The 23,697-nt window shown below is 64.2% G+C and carries 21 protein-coding genes; 7 read left to right on the forward strand and 14 right to left on the reverse strand.

Annotated features, from left to right (window positions below; all coding sequences use genetic code 11):
• Positions 1–269 precede the first annotated feature (269 nt).
• The gene (holA, locus tag EN808_RS33470) at positions 270–1,313 is read left to right on the forward strand and encodes a DNA polymerase III subunit delta (RefSeq protein WP_135918090.1); all 1,044 of its coding nucleotides are present in this window, start codon (positions 270–272) and stop codon (positions 1,311–1,313) included.
• 35 nt (positions 1,314–1,348) lie between these two features.
• Here the strand turns inward: holA and EN808_RS33475 are convergent, their stop codons facing one another.
• The 7 genes from EN808_RS33475 to mnmE all read right to left on the reverse strand — a co-directional run bounded on the left by EN808_RS33475 (position 1,349) and on the right by mnmE (position 9,258).
• The gene (locus EN808_RS33475; protein WP_135918091.1) at positions 1,349–2,137 is read right to left on the reverse strand and encodes a DUF2182 domain-containing protein; all 789 of its coding nucleotides are present in this window, start codon (positions 2,135–2,137) and stop codon (positions 1,349–1,351) included.
• Between the two features lie 33 nt (positions 2,138–2,170).
• Complete coding sequence (locus EN808_RS33480) at positions 2,171–2,797, reverse strand: DUF1326 domain-containing protein (RefSeq protein ID WP_135918092.1); 627 nt, start codon at positions 2,795–2,797, stop codon at positions 2,171–2,173.
• A gap of 608 nt (positions 2,798–3,405) precedes the next feature.
• Positions 3,406–4,290: a ParB/RepB/Spo0J family partition protein gene (locus tag EN808_RS33490; protein WP_135884218.1), complete on the reverse strand. Its 885-nt coding sequence runs from the start codon at positions 4,288–4,290 to the stop codon at positions 3,406–3,408.
• Positions 4,291–4,357: 67 nt separating this feature from the next.
• On the reverse strand, positions 4,358–5,158 hold the full coding sequence (locus EN808_RS33495) for a ParA family protein (protein ID WP_031251964.1): 801 nt from the start codon (positions 5,156–5,158) through the stop codon (positions 4,358–4,360).
• Between the two features lie 55 nt (positions 5,159–5,213).
• Positions 5,214–5,846: a 16S rRNA (guanine(527)-N(7))-methyltransferase RsmG gene (rsmG, locus tag EN808_RS33500; RefSeq protein WP_135918094.1), complete on the reverse strand. Its 633-nt coding sequence runs from the start codon at positions 5,844–5,846 to the stop codon at positions 5,214–5,216.
• On the reverse strand, positions 5,843–7,726 hold the full coding sequence (mnmG, locus tag EN808_RS33505; protein ID WP_135918095.1) for a tRNA uridine-5-carboxymethylaminomethyl(34) synthesis enzyme MnmG: 1,884 nt from the start codon (positions 7,724–7,726) through the stop codon (positions 5,843–5,845). The genes rsmG and mnmG overlap by 4 nt, the downstream gene beginning before the upstream one ends.
• A 203-nt stretch (positions 7,727–7,929) precedes the next feature.
• Positions 7,930–9,258, reverse strand: coding sequence for a tRNA uridine-5-carboxymethylaminomethyl(34) synthesis GTPase MnmE (mnmE, locus tag EN808_RS33510; protein WP_135918096.1), 1,329 nt, complete (start codon positions 9,256–9,258; stop codon positions 7,930–7,932).
• A 73-nt stretch (positions 9,259–9,331) separates the two neighbouring features.
• Here mnmE and EN808_RS33515 point away from each other — a divergent pair, with 73 nt between their 5' ends.
• Entirely contained in the window at positions 9,332–11,350 is a 2,019-nt protein-coding gene (locus EN808_RS33515; protein ID WP_135867802.1) for a thioredoxin domain-containing protein, read from the forward strand.
• Positions 11,351–11,430: 80 nt separating this feature from the next.
• Here the strand turns inward: EN808_RS33515 and rho are convergent, their stop codons facing one another.
• The 3 genes from rho to hemE all read right to left on the reverse strand — a co-directional run bounded on the left by rho (position 11,431) and on the right by hemE (position 14,431).
• Positions 11,431–12,696, reverse strand: a complete 1,266-nt coding sequence (rho, locus tag EN808_RS33520; protein ID WP_027145740.1) for a transcription termination factor Rho — start codon at positions 12,694–12,696, stop codon at positions 11,431–11,433.
• Positions 12,697–12,863: 167 nt separating this feature from the next.
• Positions 12,864–13,400 (reverse strand): protoporphyrinogen oxidase HemJ, encoded by a 537-nt coding sequence (gene hemJ / locus EN808_RS33525; protein ID WP_127276237.1) that lies wholly within the window; start codon positions 13,398–13,400, stop codon positions 12,864–12,866.
• Positions 13,400–14,431: a uroporphyrinogen decarboxylase gene (gene hemE, locus EN808_RS33530; RefSeq protein ID WP_135918097.1), complete on the reverse strand. Its 1,032-nt coding sequence runs from the start codon at positions 14,429–14,431 to the stop codon at positions 13,400–13,402. The genes hemJ and hemE overlap by 1 nt, the downstream gene beginning before the upstream one ends.
• Positions 14,432–14,834: 403 nt before the next feature.
• On the opposite strand from hemE, the gene EN808_RS33535 reads away from it, so the two are divergent.
• The 5 genes from EN808_RS33535 to dnaQ all read left to right on the forward strand — a co-directional run bounded on the left by EN808_RS33535 (position 14,835) and on the right by dnaQ (position 18,872).
• The gene (locus tag EN808_RS33535) at positions 14,835–15,656 is read left to right on the forward strand and encodes a pyruvate, water dikinase regulatory protein (RefSeq protein WP_127276242.1); all 822 of its coding nucleotides are present in this window, start codon (positions 14,835–14,837) and stop codon (positions 15,654–15,656) included.
• A 244-nt stretch (positions 15,657–15,900) separates the two neighbouring features.
• Complete coding sequence (locus EN808_RS33540; protein ID WP_135918098.1) at positions 15,901–16,500, forward strand: Maf-like protein; 600 nt, start codon at positions 15,901–15,903, stop codon at positions 16,498–16,500.
• Entirely contained in the window at positions 16,493–17,335 is an 843-nt protein-coding gene (locus EN808_RS33545) for a shikimate dehydrogenase (protein WP_135918099.1), read from the forward strand. Before EN808_RS33540 ends, EN808_RS33545 begins: the two co-directional genes overlap by 8 nt.
• Positions 17,332–17,913, forward strand: coding sequence for a dephospho-CoA kinase (gene coaE, locus EN808_RS33550; RefSeq protein WP_135918100.1), 582 nt, complete (start codon positions 17,332–17,334; stop codon positions 17,911–17,913). Before EN808_RS33545 ends, coaE begins: the two co-directional genes overlap by 4 nt.
• Positions 17,914–18,146: 233 nt before the next feature.
• On the forward strand, positions 18,147–18,872 hold the full coding sequence (dnaQ, locus tag EN808_RS33555; protein WP_135918101.1) for a DNA polymerase III subunit epsilon: 726 nt from the start codon (positions 18,147–18,149) through the stop codon (positions 18,870–18,872).
• 9 nt (positions 18,873–18,881) lie between these two features.
• Here the strand turns inward: dnaQ and EN808_RS33560 are convergent, their stop codons facing one another.
• The 4 genes from EN808_RS33560 to EN808_RS33585 form a co-directional block, all read right to left on the reverse strand.
• Positions 18,882–19,832, reverse strand: a complete 951-nt coding sequence (locus EN808_RS33560) for an alpha/beta hydrolase (RefSeq protein WP_135918102.1) — start codon at positions 19,830–19,832, stop codon at positions 18,882–18,884.
• Between the two features lie 18 nt (positions 19,833–19,850).
• Complete coding sequence (locus EN808_RS33565; RefSeq protein ID WP_135918103.1) at positions 19,851–20,531, reverse strand: isochorismatase family protein; 681 nt, start codon at positions 20,529–20,531, stop codon at positions 19,851–19,853.
• Positions 20,532–20,982: 451 nt separating this feature from the next.
• On the reverse strand, positions 20,983–22,287 hold the full coding sequence (locus tag EN808_RS33575) for a Xaa-Pro peptidase family protein (RefSeq protein ID WP_135918105.1): 1,305 nt from the start codon (positions 22,285–22,287) through the stop codon (positions 20,983–20,985).
• A gap of 320 nt (positions 22,288–22,607) precedes the next feature.
• Positions 22,608–23,576: a GlxA family transcriptional regulator gene (locus tag EN808_RS33585; RefSeq protein WP_127276263.1), complete on the reverse strand. Its 969-nt coding sequence runs from the start codon at positions 23,574–23,576 to the stop codon at positions 22,608–22,610.
• Positions 23,577–23,697: the final 121 nt, after the last annotated feature.

The raw sequence follows: 23,697 nt of genomic DNA on the forward strand, positions 1-23,697 counted from the left end.
CCCAGCTCATCCACGGTTTAAGCCACCTGAGGGGTGACGGGCTCTCGACCGCCGCCACGGATCAGGCAAGCACCTGGTCCGTGGCACCCTCAACAATGCACGATTCCAAACACACAAGGGGTGTTCCCGCGGAGTGAGACGCTGGCGTTCCCTGGAACACCCCTCATCCGTCGCCTTCGGCGACACCTTCTCCCACAAGGGGAGAAGGGAAAGAGCGCTCGGTGCGGATCGCCGTTCACTCCCTCCCCGCATCATGCTAACCACCCTCCATGGCACAGAAGAAAGCTTTCGAGGTCGACGGTTGGCTCGCGCGGCCTGATCCGCGCATCTCGATCGTCCTGCTCTATGGCCCCGATCGCGGCCTGGTCTCGGAGCGGGCGAAGGCCTTTGCCGGAAAGACCGGCCTGCCGCTCGACGATCCGTTCTCGGTGGTCAGGCTCGAGGGTTCGGAGGTCGACCGCGACGAAGGCCGGCTGCTCGACGAGGCCCGCACCGTACCGATGTTTTCCGACCGGCGGCTGCTCTGGGTGCGCAACGCCACCGGGCAGAAGGCACTGGCCGACGACGTCAAGGCGCTGACGGCGGAGCCGGCGAGGGACGCCATCATCCTGATCGAGGCCGGCGACTTGAAGAAAGGCGTCGGCCTGCGAGCCGTGGTCGAGGGCGCCGACAATGCCATGGCCTTGCCCTGCTACGCCGATGAGACCCGCGACATCGACACCGTCATCGACGACGAGCTGCGCAAGGCCGGCATGTCGATGACGCTGGAGGCGAGGCAGGCGCTGCGACGCAATCTCGGCGGCGACCGGCTGGCCTCGCGCGGCGAGATCGAAAAACTCGTCCTCTACGCCCACGGCCAGAAGGAAATCGGGCTGGAAGAGGTGCGAGCCATGTCCGGCGACGTGTCCGGCGCCTCGTTCGACGACGCCGTCGACGCGCTGCTCGAAGGCAAGGTCGGCGACTTCGACACCGCCTTCACCCGCCATTGCCAGGGTGGCGGCCCACCCTTCCTGGTGCTGTCCTCGGCGATGCGGCAGTTACAGCAGATCCAGGTCATGCGCGGCCAGATGGAGACCGGCGGCCGCAACGCCGCTTCCGTCGTCGCCGCCGCCCGCCCGCCGGTCTTTTTCTCCAGGCGCAAGCTGGTGGAAAAGACGCTGGAGCGCTGGAACAGCGAAGCGCTCGGCCGCGCGCTGAACCGCCTGCAGTCAGCCGTGCTGCAGACGCGGCGCCGGCCGGACCTGTCGGTGGCGCTGGCTCGGCAGGCGCTGCTGGGGATCGCGGTGGAAAGCGCGCGGCTGGCGCAAAGGTAGCAGAGCGATCTCCCCTTTTCGGTGCCGAGCGCTGGTTAATTCATGCTCATGGCGCCCACCGGCTGAAAGGTTGGCAGCGCCTGTGGAAAGACCAGCACCGCCGCGCCATAAAGGAGCAGAGCGACACCCGACATCTTTGCGATCCGATCTCCTGCCGGAAGGGTCTTTTCCGCAAGGACCAGCAAGGTGACCACGGCCATCGCGGCGACGTTCATGATCCCGAGAGGAAAGAGGGCGAGAAACAAGAGCCAGCAGCAGCCCAGGCAGAAAAGTCCGTGCTCCAGGCCCATGCGAACCGCGCCCCAGTAACCGTCGCGCCATGAGGTCAGGATGAAGCCGATCGGCGTGCGGCATTTGGCCAGACACAGATCCTTCAGCGGGGAGAGTTGATAGACGCCGGCAACCATCAGCAGCGCGCCGCCGATGCGCGCGGCCGTCGCCGTGGACAATCCCACATGTCCGGCAAGCATCTCCGCACCCGCCGCGCCGGCAAAGGCGATAACGCCCATCACGCCCCAAACCAGCATGTACCCGGCCACGAACACCCAGCTCGAGACAAAGGTCTCGCCGCGGCCCCGTTTGCCGGCCTGGACCGTGTGAAAGGTCAGGATCATGGGCGCGGCCGTCGGAAACATCATGGCGATCATCATGATCATCCAGACGGCAAGGAACAGCGGCGCCCTCATGCCCATGGTGAGTGAGTACATTTCCATGCGCATGTCCGCGTCCATGCCCATCTGCTGCCAGACGAGCAGGATCCACGCCGCCGCGGCGATGGAGATCAGCAGCGCGAGAATGATGTATCGCTGGAACGTCGGCGCCATGGACAAGTACGTTCCGTACCATGCGGCCAGCTTCTACTGCTGGCCAGACCAGTTGATCGGGGCGTAATGTCCGTTTCGGCGGGAATTGTCCCAGCTCATGCCATGGTCGCTGAATGTGCTGCCTTCCGCCCCCATCGCCATGGCGAGCCAGTCGGGATTGACTGGATGGCCGGTGGCTGCCCACATCTGCCCATCCTCGCGCATTGTCGGCAGTGGCTCGACAGCCATCCGCATGATACCCGCAATCTCCGCCGACCGCTTGTTGCCGTCTATCCGGTAGCTTATCGGCACCTTCTTGGCGCCGAGGTTGGTGCCAATCATGGGTGCCAACACCGCCATGGGGCCGCCGGCCGCGCCAGAGAAGATGGCACCTAGCGCCTCTGTTTGCCGATCATCGGCCCGTTCGTCGATATAGGCGGCGGCCGTCCAATCGCCGTTTGCCATCGGACCCGGCGTGTGAGCAACCATCGCGACACTCAGCCCATCCAGTCGAACGTCGCCGTAATTGCCGGTATCGATATGAAAGACCAAACCAACGTCGCAAACGCCTCTCGTCGGCTTCGATGTCAGCTGCGCGTTGGTGGACAGCAGGCAAGGACACACGACATCGCAGCTACAATTTTCGAAGTAACTTCCGGACAATTGCCAACGGACTGCCATTTGCACCTCCCGTTTGCGTCAGGCGCGTCGGCATATCGTTTTGGCGAGGCGATGCCATTCATGGGCATGTAGGAATGGCAGACAGCCCTCGCCGCGGCTGACTGGCACGCCAGGGCAGATAATTTAAGCCATCTCTGAGGTTATACCGTTGCCCGGCACTGTCAAGCCGCGAGCGCCAGGGCTGGCGAGAGGCGTTGCAGGGGATCGCCGTGGAGAGCGAGGCTGGGGCAGTGGCAGGCGCCCTATTCCTTCTCCCCCTGTGGGAGAAGGTGGATCGGCGCGTAGCGCCGAGACGGATGAGGGGTGTTTCAGCGGAGTGATACGTTGGCGTTCCCTGGAGCACCCCTCATCCGTCGCCTTCGGCGACACCTTCTCCCACAAGGGGAGAAGGGAGAACCGCGCGAAACATTCGCCGGCTAAATACCAAGCATCCCGGGAAAAGTTTGTCGCGGCCTCCCGCACTAACTTCTTGTTTTTACGCGATTCCCAAGGGGAAGCGCTACGCGCTTCCCGAAAAAACCGCTACGCACTTTTCCTGGAATTGCTCTAACTGCGTGGAAACAACAGTCAGAACGGATTGGTAGTCCAGTGAATCACCGGGGCCACCTCTAATCCTGCTTCAACCTCCGGCACAGCTCATCCAGCTGCTCCAGGCTCCGATACGCAACCCGCAGCACCCCGCCCTTGCCCTTGTGGTCGACCGTGACGATCATGCCGGTCGTGTCGGTGAGCAGCTTTTCCAGCGCCAACGTGTCGGCGTCCTTTTCGGCGGCCGGCGCGGCGGGCTTGGCGCCGTTGGAAGGTGTGCCCGCCGGCATCTGCGCCAGCGCTTCGGCCTGGCGCACGGAAAGGCCTTCCTCGACGATGCGCTTGGCAAGGCCCGCCGGGTCCTCGGCCGTCACCAGCGTGCGGGCGTGGCCGGCCGACAGCGCGCCGTCGACCAGCATGTCGCGGATCACGTCGGGCAGCTTCAACAGCCGCAGCGTGTTGGCGACATGGCTGCGGCTCTTGCCGATCACCTGGCCGAGATCGGCCTGGGTGTAGCCATGGTCGTCGATGAGCTGCTGGTAGCCCTGCGCCTCCTCGACCGGATTGAGGTCGGCGCGCTGGACGTTCTCGATGATCGCCAGCTCCAGCGCCGTGCGGTCGTTGACATCGCGGATGATGACCGGGATCTCGGTCAGCCCGGCGCGCTGCGCCGCCCGCCAGCGGCGCTCGCCGGCGATGATCTCGTAGCGGCCCGCCTGGGTGGGCGACGGCCGCGCCACCACCGGCTGCACGACGCCATGCTCGCGGATCGACTGGGCGAGATCGGTCAGTTCGGCATCGCCGAAATGCCGGCGCGGATTCTTCGGATTGGCGCTGATGAACTCGATCGGCACCTTGCCATCGGCGCTCATGCCCGGTTTTTCCGGTGCGGCCGGGCGGTCGATCTCGCCGATCAAAGCTGCCAGCCCGCGACCCAGTCTTTTCCTCGAGAGATCTTCGTTCATCTTTATTCCACGTCTATTTCGAATCGTTTCGGTATCGAATCGGCTGTTGATTATGCATCTTGCCTGATCAAGCGGCGCGCAATTTACGCTCGCGGCGGATCACTTCGGAGGCCAGCTGCAGATAGGCCTGGCTGCCAGAGCATTTCAGGTCGTAGAGGATCGCCGGCTTGCCATAGGACGGCGCTTCGGACACGCGCACATTGCGCGGTATAATGGTCTCATAGACCTTGTCGCCCATATGCTCGCGCACGTCCTGCACCACCTGGTTGGCGAGGTTGTTGCGGCCGTCATACATGGTCAGCACGATGCCCTGGATGGTGAGATCCGGATTGATCGAGCGGCGCACCTGCTCGACGGTTTCGAGCAACTGGCTGAGGCCTTCCAGCGCGAAGAACTCGCATTGCAGCGGCACGAGAACGGAGTCGGCCGCCGCCATGGAATTCAAAGTCAAAAGATTGAGCGAGGGTGGGCAGTCGATCAGCACATAGCCGAAGGGCGCCCCGCGCTCGGTCGCGGCACGCAGCGCGTTGCGCAGCTTGAGGACCCGGTCGGGCGCCGATGCGATCTCCATCTCGATGCCGAGCAGGTCGAGCGTCGAGGGCACGATCGACAGGCCGGGCACCGCGGTCGGAATGGCAGCGGCTTCCAGGTCCAGTTCGCCCGTCAGCACATCATAGGACGAGACCGTCCGGTCCTTGCGGTCGATGCCGAGGCCGGTGCTTGCATTGCCTTGCGGGTCGAGGTCGACGATCAGCACTTTTTCACCGATTGCCGCCAGCGCGGTGGCCAGGTTGATGGCGGTGGTCGTCTTGCCGACACCGCCCTTCTGGTTGGCTACGGTGATGATTCGAGGGCCGTTCTTCATCATGGGCTTATGCCAGAAATTCATCTTTGGGTCGCCGAATAATCAGGCCGGTCTCGGTTCAGACAGGCCGCACATTGGACAATTCGAGGATGACGCCGCTGGCGTCGGTCACGCTTGGATGTTCTACCAGATCGAAGGTCCACCGGTTAACGCTTTCTTGCACTTCGGCGCGGTAATCCCGGCCTTTGTGGAACAGAGCGCGCGCGCCCGAGGTCAGCCATGGCGCGGACAGGTCGAGCAGGACCGGAAGCGAAGCCAGCGCCCGCGCCGTGACGATTTGCGGCTTCGAAACAAGCACATGGCTGTCCTCGATACGGCGCGCCACGACCCGCGCCGGCAAGCCGAATTGACCGATGACGGTCTGCAGGAAAGAGGCCTTCTTGCGGTTGCTTTCGACCAGATCGATGCTGGCCCCCGGGCGCTCGGCGAGCAGAAAGGCCATGATGAGCCCAGGAAAGCCGCCGCCCGAACCGATATCGACCCAATGCCTGGCTTCAGGCTCTATCCGTGCGAGCTGGGCGCTGTCCAGTATGTGGCGCTGCCAGACATCGGCCGCGGTCGACTGTGCCACGAGATTGATGCTGCGATTCCATTTCTGGAACATGTCTTCGAACGCCACCAGGCGCTCGAATGTTTCACGTGAAACCGGACCGGCGGCGTCCTGCAGGCTCTTCAGGGAAAACGAGCTCACGCAACGTCCCTCTGCTCGGCTTTCTCCGCAGCTTCCCAATGGCGGACATGCGCGACGATGATCGCCAGCGCCGCCGGCGTCATGCCTTCCATGCGCTGCGCATCCGCGATGGAGCGCGGCCGCCTCGCCTGCATCTTCCGCTTCAGCTCGTTGGACAGTCCGGGCACGCCGGCGAAATCGACCGCCTCCGGGATCAGCCGGCTCTCTTCATGCCGGATCTGCGCGACATCTGTGCTCTGGCGATCGAGATAGACCGAATATTTCGCTTCCGTTTCGAGACGCTCGGCGGTCTTGGCGTCGACGTCGTGAAATTTCGGCTCGACCCTGGCCAGCCAGGCCAAGTCGACACCGGGATAGGCCAGCAGTTCAAAACCGGACCGGCGCACGCCGTCGCGGTTGATCTCCAGACCGTGCCGTGCCGCCTCATTCGGCGTCATGGTCAGCGAAAGCGCAAGCTGGCGGGCTTCGTCAAGCCGCCGGATGACATCGCCATAACGCTGCATGCGCCGCGCCGAGACGATCCCAAGCTTGTTGGCCAACGGCGTCAGCCGCTCATCGGCGTTGTCGGCGCGCAGCGACAGCCGGAACTCGGCGCGAGAGGTGAACATCCGATAGGGTTCGCTGATGCCTCGGCTGATCAAATCGTCGACCATCACGCCGATATAGGCCTGGGTGCGGCTGAGCACGACCTCCTCGCCGCCTGACGCGCGACGCGCCGCATTGAGGCCGGCGAGCAGGCCCTGTCCAGCCGCCTCTTCATAGCCGGTCGTGCCGTTGATCTGACCGGCGAGAAAGAGCCCGGCAACGCGCTTGGTCTCCAGTGTCTGGTGCAGTTCGCGCGGATCGACGTGGTCATATTCGATGGCATAGCCGGGCTGCAGCATGATGGCACGCTCCAGCCCCGGAATGGTCTTCAGGATATCGAGCTGAACGTCTTCCGGCAGCGAGGTCGAAATGCCGTTGGGGTAGACGGTGTGGTCGTCGAGCCCTTCCGGCTCGAGAAAGATCTGGTGCCCGTCGCGGTCACCGAACTTGACGATCTTGTCCTCGATCGACGGGCAATAACGCGGCCCAACCCCTTCGATCGAGCCGGAATACATCGCCGAGCGGCCTAGATTGGCGCGGATCAGCTCGTGGGTCGCCGTGGTCGTGCGCGTGATGCCGCAATCGATCTGCGGCGTCACGATACGGTCGGTCATCAGCGAGAACGGCACGGGATGCTCGTCCGCCGCCTGACTGTCGAGCGACGCCCAGTCGATGGTTCGCCCATCCAGGCGCGGCGGCGTGCCGGTCTTGAGCCGCCCGAGCTTGAACCCGGCGCGGTCCATCGTCGCCGACAATCCCATGCTGGCCTTCTCGTTCATGCGGCCGGCAACGATCTTCTTCTCGCCGATGTGGATGAGACCGCGCAGGAAGGTTCCAGTCGTCAGCACCACGGCGCCGCAGGCAAGCCGGCGGCCGTCGGCCAGCAGAACCGCGGCGATCTTTCCATCGGATATTTCGAAATCGAGAACTTCGCCCTCAACGACGTCGAGATCGTTCTGCTGCCGAATCGCTTCCTGCATGGCAAGGCGATAGAGCTTCCTGTCGGCCTGCGTGCGCGGACCGCGCACCGCCGGGCCCTTGCGGCGGTTGAGCAGACGAAACTGGATTCCGGCGGCGTCCGCCACGCGGCCCATCAGCCCGTCCATGGCGTCGATCTCGCGCACCAGATGCCCCTTGCCGAGGCCGCCAATCGCAGGGTTGCACGACATGACGCCGATCGTGTCGAAACGCAGCGTTACCAGCGCGGTGCTGGCCCCGGCGCGCGCGGCCGCGCTGGCCGCCTCGCAACCAGCATGGCCGCCGCCCACCACAACCACATCATAGTGATCGGTCATTTTACATAGGTCCCGGACTCAATGAGATGAGCGACACATGTCCCTGAGAAGCCATACTGTCAAGAAAACTTCCGCGCGACGTTTCACGTGAAACAGCGAAATCCTACTCCTGCCCCGCGTTTCACGTGAATCACGGCTCCAAGATGTTTCACGTGAGTCAGTCGGAAGAGGTCCTGCCAACGACCGCGCCTGTTTCACGTGAGTCATTTTCCAATACAGAACTGGGAAAAGATCACGTCCAGCAAGTCTTCGACATCCACGGCACCGACGATTCGCCCCAGCCGATCGGCTGCCAGTCGCAGTTCCTCGGCGCGCAGTTCCTGCGCGGTCCGTTCATCGGCGGCGCGGTGCAGATGCCGGTTCGCGGCATTGAGCAGCTCGACATGGCGTAGCCGCGACGGCAGCACGTCGCCGGCGCCGCCCGCTGCCTGACTTGCGCGGCGCCCGATCTCCGCAAGCAATCCGTCCACGCCCGTCCCGTCGACCACCGATATGCCAAACTCATAGCGCCGAACCCCATTGTGAGCCGCTTCTCTGTCAAGCAGATCAAGCTTGGTGCCAACGCGCAATGCCGGCGCCGTCACTGTCAGCGGACCCGCATCTCTTGGGTTGGCGGCGTCCTCGAGCAACAGCACGAGATCGGCGCGATCCGCCTTGGCTTTCGCCTTCTCTATGCCAATCGCCTCGACCTTCCCCGGCGCATCCCGCAACCCGGCCGTATCGGTCAGCCTGACACGCAGGCCTTCGAGGTCCAGCACCACCTCCAGCAGGTCGCGGGTGGTTCCGGGTTCATCCGTTACAATAGCCGCATCGCGCCGCGCCAAGGCATTGAACAGGCTGGACTTGCCGGCATTGGGCGCGCCGAGGATGACGACTTCGAAGCCGTCGCGGATGATTTCGGCGGCGTGGAATCCCGCTATATGGCGGTCAATTTCCGACATCATCGACCGCACGTCTGACCAAACCGTATCCGAAACGGAACCCGGCACGTCATCCTCATCGGCGAAGTCGATCTCCGCCTCGATCATCGCCCGCGCATGGATCAGGCGCCGACGCCAATTGAGGTAGAGCTCGCTCTGCGCGCCTTCGGCATTTTGGATAGCAAAACGCCGCTGCGCTTCCGTCTCGGCGTTGACGAGGTCGGCCAGCGCCTCGGTCTCGACCAGGTCGACCTTGCCATTGAGGAACGCGCGGCGCGTGAATTCTCCAGGTTCGGCATGCCTGACGCCGTCAAAGCCAGCGATCGTCTCCAGCATTCTGGCCACCACGGCGCGGCCGCCATGAACATGAAACTCGGCGACATCCTCACCCGTGAAACTGGCCGGACCGGGGAAGAAGACGACCAGCCCAGTGTCGAGCACCGTCTCATCCGCAGCCCTGAACTTGCGCAGAACCGCGCTCCGCTCCTTAACCATGCCGCCGGCAATCGTTTCGATAACGAATCGAGTCCTTGGGCCGGATATGCGCAGCACCGCGACACCGGCGGGGAGCCGGCCGCTCGACAGCGCCACGATCGATTCGCCTGAAATCATTTGCCCGCTCTACCGAACCGCCCTAGCTTCCGCCTCATCACCGCCCCCGGATTGCCCCGAAAGTTTGGCCCTTGTGACTTTGCCCGCGCGAAACCTGCTTGCCGACGAGGCCAGCCCCTATCTGCAGCAGCACAGCGGCAATCCCGTGCACTGGCGGGGATGGTCGCCGGCATCGCTGGAAGAAGCAAAGGCGCTGGACAGGCCTATCCTGCTCTCCATCGGCTATGCCGCCTGCCACTGGTGCCATGTCATGGCCCATGAAAGCTTCGAGAATGACGACGTCGCCGCCGTCATGAACCGTCTGTTCGTCAATATCAAGGTCGACCGCGAGGAGCGCCCCGACATCGACCAGATCTACATGGCGGCCCTGTCCTCAATGGGCGAGCAGGGCGGCTGGCCGCTGACCATGTTCCTGACGCCGGACGGCAAGCCGTTCTGGGGCGGCACCTATTTTCCGCGCGAGCCGCGTTATGGCCGTCCGGGATTCATCCAGGTGATGGAAGCGGTTGACAAGGCCTGGCGCGACAAGCGGGCGAGCCTGCACCAGAGCGCCGATGGCCTGACCTCCCATGTCGAGGCGCGGCTCTCGGCCACGCATGCCAAGGCGCTTCTCGATCGCGATACGCTGTCCGACCTTGCCGGCCGCATCGGCGGCATGGTCGACCGCGACCGCGGCGGCCTCGCCGGCGCGCCGAAATTCCCGAACGCGCCGTTCATGCAAACGTTGTGGCTGTCCTGGCTGCGCGACGGCAATGCCGCGCATCGTGACGACGTTCTCACCAGCCTCGAACATATGCTGAGCGGCGGCATCTACGATCACATCGGCGGCGGGCTCAGCCGCTATTCGACGGACGCCGAATGGCTGGTGCCGCATTTCGAGAAGATGCTCTACGACAACGCCCAACTCATCCGTCTCTGCAACTGGGCTCACGCGGCAACCGGCAACAATCTGTTCCGGATACGAATCGAAGACACGGTCGATTGGCTGCTGCGCGAAATGCGGGTCGACGGCGGCGCCTTTGCCGCCAGTCTCGACGCCGACAGCGATGGCGAGGAAGGGCTGTTCTACACCTGGAGCAGGGAAGAGATCGAATCCGTCCTTGGCGGCGATTCAGCTTTGTTTTTCAAATACTTCACGCTTTCCAGCCCGCCCGGTTGGGAAGGCAAGCCAGTGGTCCACCAGACCCTCTCCCAGCAAGCGCTTGGTGTGGGGGACCGGGACCAGTTGGTGCCGCTCAAGGCAAGGCTTCTCGCTGTGCGGGAAGAACGCGTCAGGCCGGGCCTGGATGCAAAGACCCTTACCGACTGGAACGGCCTGATGATCGCCGCCCTCGCCGAAGCTGGCCGCTCGCTGGCCCGCCCGGATTGGGTCGAGGCGGCGGCAAAGGCCTTTGCCCATGTCAGCGCCGCCAGCCGCGACAATCGCTTGCCGCATTCCATGCTCGGCGCCCGGAAATTGTTTCCCGCTCTGTCGAGCGACTATGCCGCTATGACCAACGCCGCGATCTCGCTGTTCGAAGCCACGGGCGATTGGAATTATGTCGAAAAGGCCAGCCAGTTCCTCGAACAACTGGACCGTTGGCACGCCGACGCCGAAGGGGCGGGCTACTATCTGACGGCCTCGGACAGCACCGACGTGCCGATCCGCATCAGGGGGGATGTCGACGAGGCCATTCCGTCGGCCACCAGCCAGATCATCGAGGCGCAGCTCCGGCTCGCCTCCCTCACCGGCAATCTCGACTTGCAGGAGAAGGCGTGGAAAACCGCCGAGCACGCCGCCGGCCGCGCCGCGCATCAGGCCTATGGCCAGACGGGCATCGTCAATGCCTGCGCGCTTGCCATCGAGCCGCTGAAACTGGTCATCGTCGATGGGCCGGACGATCCGAAGCTCATTCCGGTCGCGAATCGAAATCCCGATCCGCGTCGCGTCGATATCGTCGTGCCGATCGGTACGGCGGCGAATCGACCCCTGCTGCCCGGCGGAATCCTGCCGCCGACCAACCGGCGCGGCGCCTGGTTCTGCACCGGCCAGGTCTGCCTGCCGGTGGTTACGGATCCGGATGAGCTGGAAGGATTGCTGCGGCGACCCTAACTCGCCGCGAGATGATAGGGCAGGAAGCGGACACGGCGCAGATCCGAGAACGAAGAGGAGGGGGCGAACCCCCTCCGAACTCAAGTGTTCATCGAATCGAAGAAATCGCCATTGGTCTTGGTCTGCTTCAGCTTGTCGATCAGGAATTCGATCGCGTCGGTGGTTCCCATCGGCGCCAGGATACGGCGCAGCACGAAGATCTTCTGCAGGTCCTGGCGCGACACCAGCAGGTCTTCCTTGCGGGTACCGGACTTCAGGATGTCGATTGCCGGATAGATGCGCTTGTCGGCCACCTTGCGGTCGAGCTGGATTTCGCAGTTGCCGGTGCCCTTGAACTCTTCGAAGATGACTTCGTCCATGCGGCTGCCGGTGTCGATCAGCGCCGTGGCGATGATGGTCAGCGAGCCGCCTTCCTCGATGTTGCGGGCGGCACCGAAGAAGCGCTTCGGCCGCTGCAGCGCGTTGGCGTCGACACCACCGGTCAGCACCTTGCCGGATGACGGCACGACGGTGTTGTAGGCGCGGCCGAGGCGAGTGATCGAATCCAGCAGGATCACCACATCACGGCCGTGCTCGACCAGGCGCTTGGCCTTCTCGATGACCATTTCGGCGACCTGGACGTGGCGCACCGCCGGCTCGTCGAAGGTCGAGGAGATCACCTCGCCTTTGACCGAACGCTGCATGTCGGTCACTTCCTCCGGTCGCTCGTCGATCAGAAGCACGATCAGATAGCATTCCGGATGATTGGCGGTGATCGAGTGCGCGATGTTCTGCAACAGCACCGTCTTGCCGGTGCGCGGCTGCGCGTTGATCAAAGCGCGCTGGCCCTTGCCGATCGGCGCCACCAGGTCGATCACGCGAGGCGATATGTCCTTGCTGGGCGGATTGTCGACCTCCATCTTCAGCCGCGAGGTCGGATAGAGCGGCGTCAGATTGTCGAAGTGGATCTTGTGGCGGATCTTCTCGGGATCGTCGAAATTGATCGTGTTGACCTTGAGCAGCGCGAAATAGCGCTCGCCCTCCTTCGGGCTGCGGATCGGTCCTTCGACCGTATCGCCGGTCTTCAGCGAAAAGCGCCGGATCTGCGACGGCGAGATATAGATGTCGTCGGGACCTGGCAGGTAGTTGGCATTGGCGGAGCGCAGGAAGCCGAAACCGTCCTGCAGCACCTCGACCACACCGTCGCCGATGATTTCGATGTCCTGGGCGGCGAGCTTCTTGAGGATCGCGAACATCAGTTCCTGCTTGCGCATGACGCTGGCGTTCTCGACCTCGAGCGATTCGGCATAAGCGATCAGCTCTGGCGGCTTCTTGTTCTTGAACTCGGTGAGTTTCATTTCTTGCATTAGACGGACTCTGGGTAGGCTTTGGGGAAAAAAAATCGGCGGGATGCGACAAATGCCGGGCGCGGCCGAAAGCAATGAGGGGCGGCGCATGACGGGAAGGAAGACCCGTCTTGTATCGTCGGTCGGCTGAAAGAGCAAGCCGCCTTTTGACGAGGCCGGATGAAGCCTCAGAAGGGCTTCACGACGACCAGGATCACGATTGCGATCATCAGCAATGTGGGGATCTCATTGACGATCCGCCAGTGCCTTGCCGTTTTTTCGTTGCGGTCCTCGGCGAATTTGCGCACCGCGGCGGCCAGATAGCCGTGAATGCCCGACATAAGCAGCACCAGGCCGATCTTGGCATGCAGCCAGCCGCCCTGGAACGCGAATATCTTCCAGGCCAGCCACAGCCCGAACAGCCAGGTGAGGATCATCGCCGGATTGATGATGCCGCGCAGCAGACGCCGCTCCATCACCTTGAAGGTTTCGGATTGGACGGAGCCCTTCTCCGCGTCGACGTGATAGACAAACAGCCGCGGCAGATAGAGCATGCCGGCCATCCAGGAAATGACGGCGAGGATATGGATCGCCTTTGCCCAGGGATAGAAGCTTTCCGGTGCGAAGAAAAACAAAAGCGCGGTGAGAACAATCAGGACTGCGATGCCGACGGCCATGCGCTTCATCGCCTGGCCGGTGCTGTTGGTGTCATCCCTGTCAGCCATCAGCGTGCCGTGCTCCGGACCTGTTTCACCATCGCCTCGACATGCGCGACCGGCGTGTCGGGGGTGATGCCGTGGCCGAGATTGAAGATCAGCGGCCCGTCCCCCAACGCCTTGAGGATCGCCTCGACGCCATCGGCCAGCGCCTGCCCGCCGGCCACAAGCCGCAAGGGATCGAGGTTGCCCTGGACCGCTCCTTGCCGCTGCAACGCCTTCGCTGCCTCGAGCGGCACCGTCCAGTCGATGCCGAGCCCGGTCACGCCGGTCTTGGCGCGATAGCTCTGGTAGCGCGCTCCTGCCCCCTTGGGAAAACCGATGATGGGCACGTCGGGATGGACGGCCCGAACCTGCCTGACGATTTCGGCCACCGGTTCGACGCAGCACTGTTCGAACGATACATCGTCGAGCACCCCCGACCAGGAATCGAAGATCTGCACGACATCCGCGCCGGCCTCGATCTGGCGGATCAGGTAGGAAGCCGAATGATCGGCGAGCACTTTCAGCAGCTGCCGAAACGCGGCCGGCTCGCGGTAAGCGAACAGCCGCGCCGGCGCCTGGTCCGGCGTACCGTGACCGGCGATCATGTAGGTCGCCACCGTCCATGGCGCGCCGCAGAAGCCGATCAGCGTCGTCTCGTCGGGCAATTTCGCCCGCAGCCTCCGAACCGTCTCGTAGACCGGCTCGAGATTCACGTGAAACATCTCGCTTCCCAGCGCCGCGATCTCGGCCGCGGAAATCGGCGTCAGCAGCGGCCCGCGCCCTTCCTCGAAGCGCACGTCGCGGCCAAGCGCATGGGGAACGACAAGGATGTCCGAGAACATGATCGAAGCGTCGAAGCCGAAGCGCTCGATCGGCTGCAGCGTCACTTCCACGGCAAGGTCGGGGTCGTAGCACAGATCCAGGAAGGAACCGGCACGCTTTCGCGTTTCCCTATATTCCGGCAGATAGCGCCCGGCCTGGCGCATCATCCAGAGCGGAGGAGGAAACACCGCCTTGCCCTTCAGGACATCCAGCATGATCCGTCTTACAGGCATCGAGCGCTCGCTCTCCCGGCTTCCTCGTAATCAAATATCTTATTTTAAAAGAGTCTTCTGATTCTAAGAGTCTGTTGGTTGTGATGGTTGTCACCTGTCCCGCTTTGGCCGCCAAAACGCCAGCAAGCATATTGTCGCGCACTCCCGATCGCGGTTTGCAGGGTTCTGGGGACAATCAGGAATCTCGCAGGCGAGTCAATGCGCTAGATCGACCACCCTCGAAGCCTCCCCTGTGGACAGGCGAAAGGCAAAACGTCTCGTCCACGAACTTGTCCCCAGCCGTCCGGCGAAGCTGACAGCGCATCGAATTGTGGACAAACCGGCATCTGATACAGTCGCCTCTGGCCAGTACGCCCGCCTGTCCAACCTTATCCACATCCGCCCACAGCCCCAGGTGACCCCTGTGAACAAACCCCAGAGCTTCTTCCACCTGCATTTGATTTCCGACGCCACTGGGGAAACGCTGCTCGCCGCCGGCCGCGCCGCTTCGGCGCAGTACAAGGATGCGCGCGCCATCGAGCACATCTACCCGCTCATCCGCACCGAAAAGCAGATAGCCAAGGTGTTCGAGGACATAGAGGAGGAGCCGGGCATCATCCTCTACACGGTCGTCGACCAGAAGCTGGCGCGCGGCATCGACGAACGCTGCGCGGCCATGGGCCTGCCTTGCGTGTCCGTGCTGGAACCCGTGCTCACCGTGTTCCAGTCCTATCTCGGCACCCCGGCCGGCCGCCGCGTCGGCGCCCAGCATGTTCTCGACGCCGAATATTTCCGCCGCATCGATGCGCTCAATTTCACCATGGACCATGATGACGGACAGCTGCCGGCAAACATGGATGACGCCGATGTCGTGCTGATCGGCATATCGCGCACGTCGAAGACGCCGACCAGCATCTATCTCGCCAATCGTGGCATCAAGACCGCCAACATCCCGATCGTGCTCGGCGTGCCGGTGCCCGAAAGCCTGGTCACCGCCAGAACACCGCTGATCGTCGGATTGATCGCCACCGCCGAGCGCATCTCGCATGTGCGCCAGAACCGCATCCTCGGCAATTCGAGCACCTACGTGTCGACCGACTATGTCGACCGCGCCGCCATCAACGAGGAGCTCGCCTACGCCCGCCAGATCTGCACCCGCCACGGCTGGCCGATGATCGACGTCAGCCGCCGCTCGATCGAGGAGACGGCTGCGGCCATCGTTGCCCTGCGGGGGAAGACGAGATAGGGCAGACGAGAAATGTGAGCATTCCGTGGCGCACCCCTCATCCGACCTCGCTTCGCGAGGCCACCTTCTCCCACAAGGGGAGAAGGAAGAACGAGGCGCCATCGCTGCTGCAAAATACCATTGGGTGGTGATTTGCGGCGGCGTCCACGCAGGACTTCCCTTCTCCCCCTGTGGGAGAAGGTGGCCGAGCGCAGCTCGGACGGATGAGGGGTGCGCCACGGAACACCAACGCCGGTGAATCAGCATGACCGAAAAAATCATCCTCGCTTCAGGCAGCCCGTTCCGCAAGGCGATGCTGGTCGATGCCGGCGTCGACATCGAGGCGGTTCCCGCGACGCTGGACGAGCGGGCGCTGGAAGCGCCCTTGCAGGACAGCGGCGCCTCGCCCGAGGACGTCGCCCTGGTGCTCGCCGAAGCCAAGGCCACCGAAGTCAGCGAGCGCCGGCCCGGCGCGCTGGTGCTCGGCTGCGACCAGACGCTGTCGCTCGGCGACGAGGTGTTCCACAAGCCGGCCGACATGGAAGGCGCGCGCCGCCATCTCCTGGCGCTGTCGGGCAAGACCCATCAGTTGAACAGCGCCGCCGTGCTGGTGCGCGACGGCAAGGTGCTGTGGCGCCATGTCGGCATCGCCTCGATGACCATGCGCAAGCTCGACCCCGCCTACATCGGACGCCATCTCGCCCGGGTCGGCGCCAAGGCATTGTCGAGCGTCGGCGCCTATCAAATCGAGGGCGAAGGCATCCAGCTGTTCGAAAAAATCGAGGGCGATCATTTTACCATTGTCGGCCTGCCGCTGCTGCCGCTGCTGGCGGAACTGCGCACACTGGGAGCCATCGATGGCTGAGGCAATGAAGAAGGCCTTCGTCACCGGCCATCCGATAAAACATTCGCGCTCGCCGATGATCCACGGTCACTGGCTTGCCGAACATGGCATTGACGGCAGCTACCAGGCGATCGACGTGGCGCCGCGGGATTTCGCCGATTTCCTGGCGAGCATGCAGGCCAATGGCTATCGCGGCGGCAACGTCACCATCCCGCACAAGGAGGCGGCCTTTGCCGGGGTCGCGCGCCGCGACCATGCGGCGGACGAAATCGGCGCGGTCAACACGCTGTGGCTCGAGGACGGCACTTTGTGGGGCGGCAACACCGACGGCCACGGCTTTGCCGCCAATCTCGACGATTACGCTCCGGGCTGGGCGTCCAGGGGCCCGGCCGTGGTGCTGGGTGCCGGCGGCGCCTCCCGCGCCGTCATCCACGCACTGAAGACGCGCGGCCTCAAAGACATCCGCATCGTCAACCGCACGCTCGCCCGGGCGATCGAATTGCGCGACCGCTTTGGCGCCGGCGTTTCGGCGCACGAAGTGGCCGCGACCGCCGAATTGCTGGGCGACGCCGGCCTGCTGGTCAACACCACCGCGCTGGGCATGCAGGGCAATGAGGGTTTGCCCGCCGACCCCACGCTGCTTCCCGACCATGCCGTGGTCAACGACATCGTCTACGTGCCGCTCGAGACCCCCCTGCTCGCCGCCGCGCGGGCACGGGGGCTGAAGCCGGTCGACGGGCTCGGCATGCTACTCAACCAGGCGGTGCCCGGCTTCGAACGCTGGTTCGGCGTCAGGCCGAAGGTGACGGCGGAGCTTCGCGCGATCATCGTTGCCGATCTGGTGCTGAAACCATGATCGTGCTCGGCCTCACCGGCTCGATCGGCATGGGCAAGTCGACCACGGCCAGGATGTTCGCCGAGGCCGGCGTGCCGGTGCATGATTCGGACGAAACGGTGCACCGCCTCTATGCCGGCAAGGCGGCTCCCCTGGTCGAGGCCGCTTTTCCCGGCACCACCGCTGACGGAAGCGTCGACCGCGCAAAACTCGGCGCCCGTGTGCTCGGCGACGCGGCGGCCTTGAAAAAGCTCGAAACCATCATCCATCCGCTGGTCCGCGCCGATGCCGACGCCTTCCTGGCCAAGCATCGTAACGCGGGCGAATCGATCGCGGTCCTCGACATCCCGCTGCTGTTCGAAACCGGCGGCCGTGGCCGGGTCGACAAGGTCGTCGTGGTCACCGCGCCGGCTGAAGTCCAGCGCCAGCGCGTGCTGGCACGGCCTGGCATGAGCGAGGAAAAACTGGCGTCGATCCTGGCCAAGCAGGTGCCGGATGCCGAAAAGCGACGGCTGGCCGATTTCGTCATCGATACCGGTAAAGGGCTGGACGCCGCGCGTGCTGCTGTTGCAGCGATCATTGCGGAACTTCGGGGATAAGCGGGGCAGCTGAGGCCCTTTCCTTCTCCCCTTGTGGGAGAAGGTGGATCGGCGCGCCGCGCCGAGACGGATGAGGGGTGCGCCACGGGGTGCCGTCGGTGCCAAGCTGGAGCACCCCTCATCCGTCGCCTTCGGCGACACCTTCTCCCACAAGGGGAGAAGGGAAAAGAGGCATTGCCCATTGCCATTTTGTTCCGGTCTCGTGATTCTGCTCCTTTGGAGCAACTGATTCGATGCGCGAGATCATTTTCGATACCGAAACCACCGGCCTCGATTCGCGCGACGACCGCGTGATCGAGCTTGGCGGTGTCGAGCTAGTCAATCGTTTTCCGACCGGCAGGACCTTCCATCATTATATCAACCCGCAAGGGCGCGCGATCCACGCCGAGGCGCAGTCCGTGCACGGCATCAGCGCTGCCGATCTCGCGGGCAAGCCGACCTTCGCCGAAATCGCCGAGGAATGGCTGCGATTCACGGAAGGCGCCAAGCTGGTCGCCCACAACGCCACATTCGATATCGGCTTCCTCAATGTCGAATTCGGCCGGCTCGGTCATCCGCCCGTCGATAACGGGCTTGTCGTTGATACGCTGGCCCTGGCGCGCCGCAAGCACCCGATGGGTCCCAATTCGCTCGACGCGCTGTGCCGGCGCTACGGCATCGACAATACCAAGCGTACCAAGCACGGCGCCCTGCTCGATTCCGAATTGCTGGCCGAGGTCTATATCGAGCTGATCGGCGGCAAGCAGGCGGCGCTCATTCTCGACAGCGCCACCGCGCCGGCCCAGGGTGAGAATGTCCGCCAGATCGAGATCATCGTCGCCGAACGGCCGGCGCCGCTCGTGCCGCGTCTGACCGAAGCAGAGCGCGCGGCGCACGCCGCCATGGTCGCCACGCTAGGCGAAAAGGCGCTGTGGCTGAAGGCAACGTCGTCCGAGGCAAGTGCCGCGACCTCTTCGTAACCCGGACCTTCAGTACGGCCACTCCTCCCGGCCCAGCGCGGCAACAGCCGCGATGATGCGCGCAAAGGCTTCCGCCGCTGCCGGCACTGTGGTGCGAGCGCGCAGGAAACTGTGCACGAGGCGGGGCTCCTCATGCCACCACGCCTTGCCGCCGGCTTGCAGGATGCGGTCGCGATAGACCTCGCCGTCCGACGACAGCGGATCGCATTCGGCCGTTATGATCACCGTTGGCGGCAGGCCGGAAAAGTCCGTGTCGCGCAGCGGTGAAAAGGTCGGATCGTCGGGCGATTGCTTCCTGGTCGAGCGAACGTCGCGATAGAAGGCGGCATCGCCTGTCGACAGCAGCGGCGCATCGGCGTGTTCGACATAGGAGCCCACCGCCTCGTTGCCGCCGAGATCGGGATAGATCAGCACCTGGCCGATCGCGGCGCGCGGATGGTGACGCGTGGCCTGCGCCAGCGCCGCCGCCAGACTGCCGCCCGCGCTTTCGCCGCACAGCACCAGCGGCAGGCCGCTGCTTGCGACCGCCCATTCGAAACCCGCCAGGGCATCGTCGAAGGCGGCGGGGTGAAGGTGCTCGGGCGCCAGCCGGTAGTCGACCGACAGCACGTCGAAGCCGGTGCCGGCGCAGATTTCGGCGCAGATGTCGTCATGGCTTTCGAGCCCGCCGAGGATGAAGCCGCCGCCGTGGAAATAGAGCACTGTCGCATGCGGCGCCGCGCCGGCGAGCCGGTAACGGCGGGCCGGGATGCCATGCTTGGAAGCGGCGACCAAGCTGTCGCGGGCCCTGACCCCGGGCGGTCTGCCCTGATGGAAGGCGCGGCACATCCTGGCATAGACCGCGCGCTGCTTGTCGACCGGCAGGCCTGATATCTCGGGCGGATACCAGGCGTTGACGCTGTCGATATAGGCCCAGAGTGCCGGGTCGAGCCGGGTTTCGTATTTGCCGCGGCCGGTCATTTCAGTCGGCGGGGCACGTCAAAGCTCGGCATAGAGACGGGCGGCGTTTTCAAAGGTGAAGCGCAGGGGTACCGAGCCTTCGACCTGCCAGACGGTGACCGTCTCGCCGGCCAGCAGCCGGCAGGCGCCGTCGGTCTCGGTAACCGCGCCGCCATAGAGCCGGTTGGCGAGGTTGAGGATGCCGGTCTGGTGCATCGCCGCGCTGCCGCTGCCGCAGGCATCCTTGACCAGCAACACGCGAAAGCCCTTCGCCACCGCATCCTTTACGGTGGCGTCGATGCAGGCCTCGGTCCACACGCCCGCGACAACAAGCCATTCGATGCCGGAAGCCTTGAGCCGGTCGGCAGCCGGACCGCTGCGGAACGCGCTGGCCTCGGCCTTGATCAGCAGCGCCTCGCCCTCCGACGGCGCCACCTCATGGCAGATCTCGGTCAGCGGGTCGCTCTTGTCGGAAAAGGCCGACTTGCCGTCTTCGCCTGTGGGATGAAAGGGCCGGTCCTGGCTGTCGAGATCGACGATATAGGCCCAGTGATGGAGCGGCACATGGTTTTGCCGCGCCGCCGCCTGCAGGCGCTGGACGTTGGCGAGGATGTTTTCGTAGCCTTCGACGAGGTAGCGCGGGTCGTGCCGGTGCTCTTCCTGCAGGTCGATGAACACAGCGGCCACCGTGCCGCGCTTGATGGAGATAGGGGCTTTCATGCGGAGGCGCCTGGGTTGCAGGCTGAATCGACCTGGCGGTTGGCAGGCTGGTCAAAAGCCGACATCGTTGCTTTTAGTGGGTTGGCGCAAGCGGTGATGATTGGCCGAAGCCTCCCCGACTTCGTCATCCACGGGCGAAGCAGCCGCGCAGCGGCGTCGCGGAGACCCGAGGATCCATTCCGTGACGTCCATCGAATGGCGCAACGGAGCAGAATTCGGTAACCGTTGCGCGGCATCGACGCCACGGCATGGATCCTAGGGTCTGCGCTGCGTCGCTGCGCTCCTTGCTCCGCCCTAGGATGACGAAGGCGATGGGAGGCGCGTTGACGTCCCGGCATGGATCCTAGGGTCTGCGCCGCGTCGCTGCGCTCCTTGCTTCGCCCTAGGATGACGAAACGATGGGAGGCTGCGCCAACCGTAAAGGCTACGTCACCGAGTGGTGCAACGGCTATCAAACCTCTTTCTCCAGAAACTCGTCCTCATAGGGGAAGCGCGATAGCAGCTCCGTGCCGGTGTCGGTGATCAGGATTTCGTCCTCCAGCTTGACGCCCTCGCGGCCGCCCTTTTCGCCGATATAGCTTTCCACGCTCACCACCATGCCTGGCACGATATGGCCGTCACGGCCATAGGTCTCGTAATCCATGGCATGCGCGATGAACGGTGTCTCGCCATGCATGCCGACCCCGTGCATGACCGAGGTGTAGCGCTGGTCGACGAAGCGGTCCGGGATCTTCCACGCCTTTTCGGCGATCTCGCGAAAGGCCATGCCGGGCTTGACGATCGAAATGTTGTGCTGAACCTGGTCGTGCGCCATGCGGTAGAGCGACTTCTGGTAAGGCGTCGGCTTGCCCGGACCGCAGCGGAAGGTGCGGGAAAAATCGGAATAATAGCCATAGCAGCCGATCGTGTCGGTATCGAGTGCCAAAAGTTCGCCCGGCCGGATCTTGCGGCCGCTGGCCTCGTTGAACCAGGGATTGGTGCGCTGGCCGGAGGTCAGGAGCCGCGTTTCGATGAACTCGCCGCCCTGGCGTATGACCTCGCCATACATCAGCGCAAACAGCTCGTTTTCGGAGACGCCGGGCTTGATCGCCTCGCGCACCGCATAGACGGCGGCCTCGGCGCCCGCCATCGACGCCATCAGGCATTTGACTTCCTCCGGCGTCTTGACCGCGCGCACCGCCAGGATTTCGCCTTGGCAGTCGCGGACCTCGCAGCCGCGCTTTTCCAGCGCCAGCGCCTGCAGGTGGCTGCAACGGTCGAGGCCGAGCTTCATCGAGCCGCCGCCATGCGTCTTCAGGAGCTCGGCGATCTCGTCGGCGAAGGGACCCGCGGTTTCGTCGTCGCGGCCTGACACGGAAGACCAGACGAGCTTGGACGGACGCGCCTCGTCGATCGTGTCGAGTACCATGGAGACATGGTAGCTCTGCGGATATTCGAACAGCACGATCGGCCCTTCGGTCGGGATGAAGAAATAGCGGGTCGAGTTGCGCAGGAAATAGCCGAACATGTTGCGCGAGCCGGTGGCGTAGCGCTGATTATAAGGGTCGAACAGCACGACGCCGCCATAGCCTGCCTCACGCATCCAGCCGCGCAGTTTCGCCAGCCGGCCTTTGCGCAGGGCGTCCGCATCGATGAAGGACGGCTCGGTGTCCGACAGCCACATCCCGCCGGCCGGGTCAGTGGCCACGGGGTGTCGCATGCGGTCCTTGAAGTCGACGTCCTCGGTGCTGTCGGGGTCGAATACGACGATGCTCATGGGGGTTCGGCCTTGGCTGGTTTGCGAGGGCCGAGCATGGCGCAGGCGGGGCGGATGGATTGTGCGGAATACCGCGTTTGTTGTGCGAGATGCCGCTGGCCAACAGGCGCCGTCGCGATCCTTCGCGCCCCCCTCTGCCCTGCCGGGCATCTCCCCCACGAGGGGGGAGATTGGCAGCTTCGCCAACCGCGCCTCCGTCTTCGATGTTGGAGATAGGCGAAAGCCGAGGTGGCAGCGATCTCCCCCCATGTGGGGGAGATGTCCGGCAGGACAGAGGGGGGCGCTGTCCCGCCAACATCTCACAGCTTCAGCGGGCGCCCCTAATGCCGTCTTGCCTGCTTCGGCGCGTGCCCATGCTCCTCGCGAAAGGCCCGGGCGAAACTCGACATCGAGGCAAAGCCGCAGGCCAGCGCCACGTCGCGCACGGCGAGCGTCGAGTGGGCTAGGAGATCGGCGGCGCGTTTCAGCCGCAGGCGCCGGTAGTAGCCGTTGGGCGAGATGTCGAGTTCGGAGCGGAAGGAGCGTTCGAGCTTGTCGGAGGAGACGCCGAGTTTCGCGGTGAGTTCGGCCATGCCGAGCCTTTCCTCGACCGCGTCCTCCATGATGGCGATGGCCGACAGAACCAGCTCGTTCTGGACGCCGGTGCGCAATCTCAGCGGCATCAGCTTGCGGTCGACGCTCGATCGCAGCTGGCTGTGCACGAACCATTCGGCGACGCCGGCGGCAAGCTCGGCGCCATAGTCCCGGGTGATGATCTCCAGCATCATGTCGAGGCTGCCGACGCCGCCGGCCGACGTGAAGCGCTTGCGATCGATGACGTAGAGATCGCGCCGCAATTCGATGTTGGGAAACGCCTCGGTGAAGGCGGCCTGGCTGGTCCAGTGCAAGGTGCAGGCATGGCCGTCGAGCAGGCCCGCGCGCGCGAGGAAGAAGGCGGCATCCGCCACCGCGCCGATATGGGCGCCATTGCGCAGGCTGCGGCGTATCCAGCTCGCCGCGTCCTCGGCGACGAGATGATCGGCGTCGCCGCCCGAGCAGACGACGATGCGGTCGACCTTGGGTGCTGCCTCGGCATAGAACCCTGGCTGGATGACGACGCCGTTCGACGCCTCGACCGGACCCTGGGTCGCACCAACGATTATCCAGCGGTAGCATTCCCGCTTCGCCAGCACATTGACGGCGCGCAGCGGCTCGATGACCGAGCTGAACGCCATCATCGGAAAACCGGGGAATACCAGCACCGCGAAGGTGAGGGGCTCGGTGGGTTCGGGTGGGTCGCGCGTGGCCATGGGGCGCAATAGTTCGGACAGATGGCGCTTGTGGTCAATTGCCATTCCGGAACGTTGGCGCCGCCCCTCATTACCCTGCCGGGCATTTCTCCCCGTATAGAGACGGGGAGAAAGAAGCAGC

It is taken from the genome of Mesorhizobium sp. M8A.F.Ca.ET.165.01.1.1 (assembly GCF_004792065.1).
Lineage (GTDB): Bacteria > Pseudomonadota > Alphaproteobacteria > Rhizobiales > Rhizobiaceae > Mesorhizobium.

Excerpts from the sequence above, each read along its gene's own strand:
- mnmE (WP_135918096.1), bottom strand. The coding sequence starts at position 9,258 with ATGATTTCAGGCGAATCGATCGTGGCGCTGTCGAGCGGCCGGCTCCCC.
- EN808_RS33475 (WP_135918091.1), bottom strand. The coding sequence starts at position 2,137 with ATGGCGCCGACGTTCCAGCGATACATCATTCTCGCGCTGCTGATCTCC.
- EN808_RS33545 (WP_135918099.1), top strand. The coding sequence starts at position 16,493 with ATGGCTGAGGCAATGAAGAAGGCCTTCGTCACCGGCCATCCGATAAAA.
- EN808_RS33585 (WP_127276263.1), bottom strand. The coding sequence starts at position 23,576 with ATGGCCACGCGCGACCCACCCGAACCCACCGAGCCCCTCACCTTCGCG.
- mnmG (WP_135918095.1), bottom strand. The coding sequence starts at position 7,726 with ATGACCGATCACTATGATGTGGTTGTGGTGGGCGGCGGCCATGCTGGT.
- coaE (WP_135918100.1), top strand. The coding sequence starts at position 17,332 with ATGATCGTGCTCGGCCTCACCGGCTCGATCGGCATGGGCAAGTCGACC.
- hemJ (WP_127276237.1), bottom strand. The coding sequence starts at position 13,400 with ATGGCTGACAGGGATGACACCAACAGCACCGGCCAGGCGATGAAGCGC.
- EN808_RS33490 (WP_135884218.1), bottom strand. The coding sequence starts at position 4,290 with ATGAACGAAGATCTCTCGAGGAAAAGACTGGGTCGCGGGCTGGCAGCT.
- rho (WP_027145740.1), bottom strand. The coding sequence starts at position 12,696 with ATGCAAGAAATGAAACTCACCGAGTTCAAGAACAAGAAGCCGCCAGAG.
- EN808_RS33565 (WP_135918103.1), bottom strand. The coding sequence starts at position 20,531 with ATGAAAGCCCCTATCTCCATCAAGCGCGGCACGGTGGCCGCTGTGTTC.
- EN808_RS33560 (WP_135918102.1), bottom strand. The coding sequence starts at position 19,832 with ATGACCGGCCGCGGCAAATACGAAACCCGGCTCGACCCGGCACTCTGG.
- EN808_RS33495 (WP_031251964.1), bottom strand. The coding sequence starts at position 5,158 with ATGATGAAGAACGGCCCTCGAATCATCACCGTAGCCAACCAGAAGGGC.
- EN808_RS33575 (WP_135918105.1), bottom strand. The coding sequence starts at position 22,287 with ATGAGCATCGTCGTATTCGACCCCGACAGCACCGAGGACGTCGACTTC.
- hemE (WP_135918097.1), bottom strand. The coding sequence starts at position 14,431 with ATGCCTGTAAGACGGATCATGCTGGATGTCCTGAAGGGCAAGGCGGTG.
- dnaQ (WP_135918101.1), top strand. The coding sequence starts at position 18,147 with ATGCGCGAGATCATTTTCGATACCGAAACCACCGGCCTCGATTCGCGC.
- EN808_RS33480 (WP_135918092.1), bottom strand. The coding sequence starts at position 2,797 with ATGGCAGTCCGTTGGCAATTGTCCGGAAGTTACTTCGAAAATTGTAGC.
- EN808_RS33540 (WP_135918098.1), top strand. The coding sequence starts at position 15,901 with ATGACCGAAAAAATCATCCTCGCTTCAGGCAGCCCGTTCCGCAAGGCG.
- holA (WP_135918090.1), top strand. The coding sequence starts at position 270 with ATGGCACAGAAGAAAGCTTTCGAGGTCGACGGTTGGCTCGCGCGGCCT.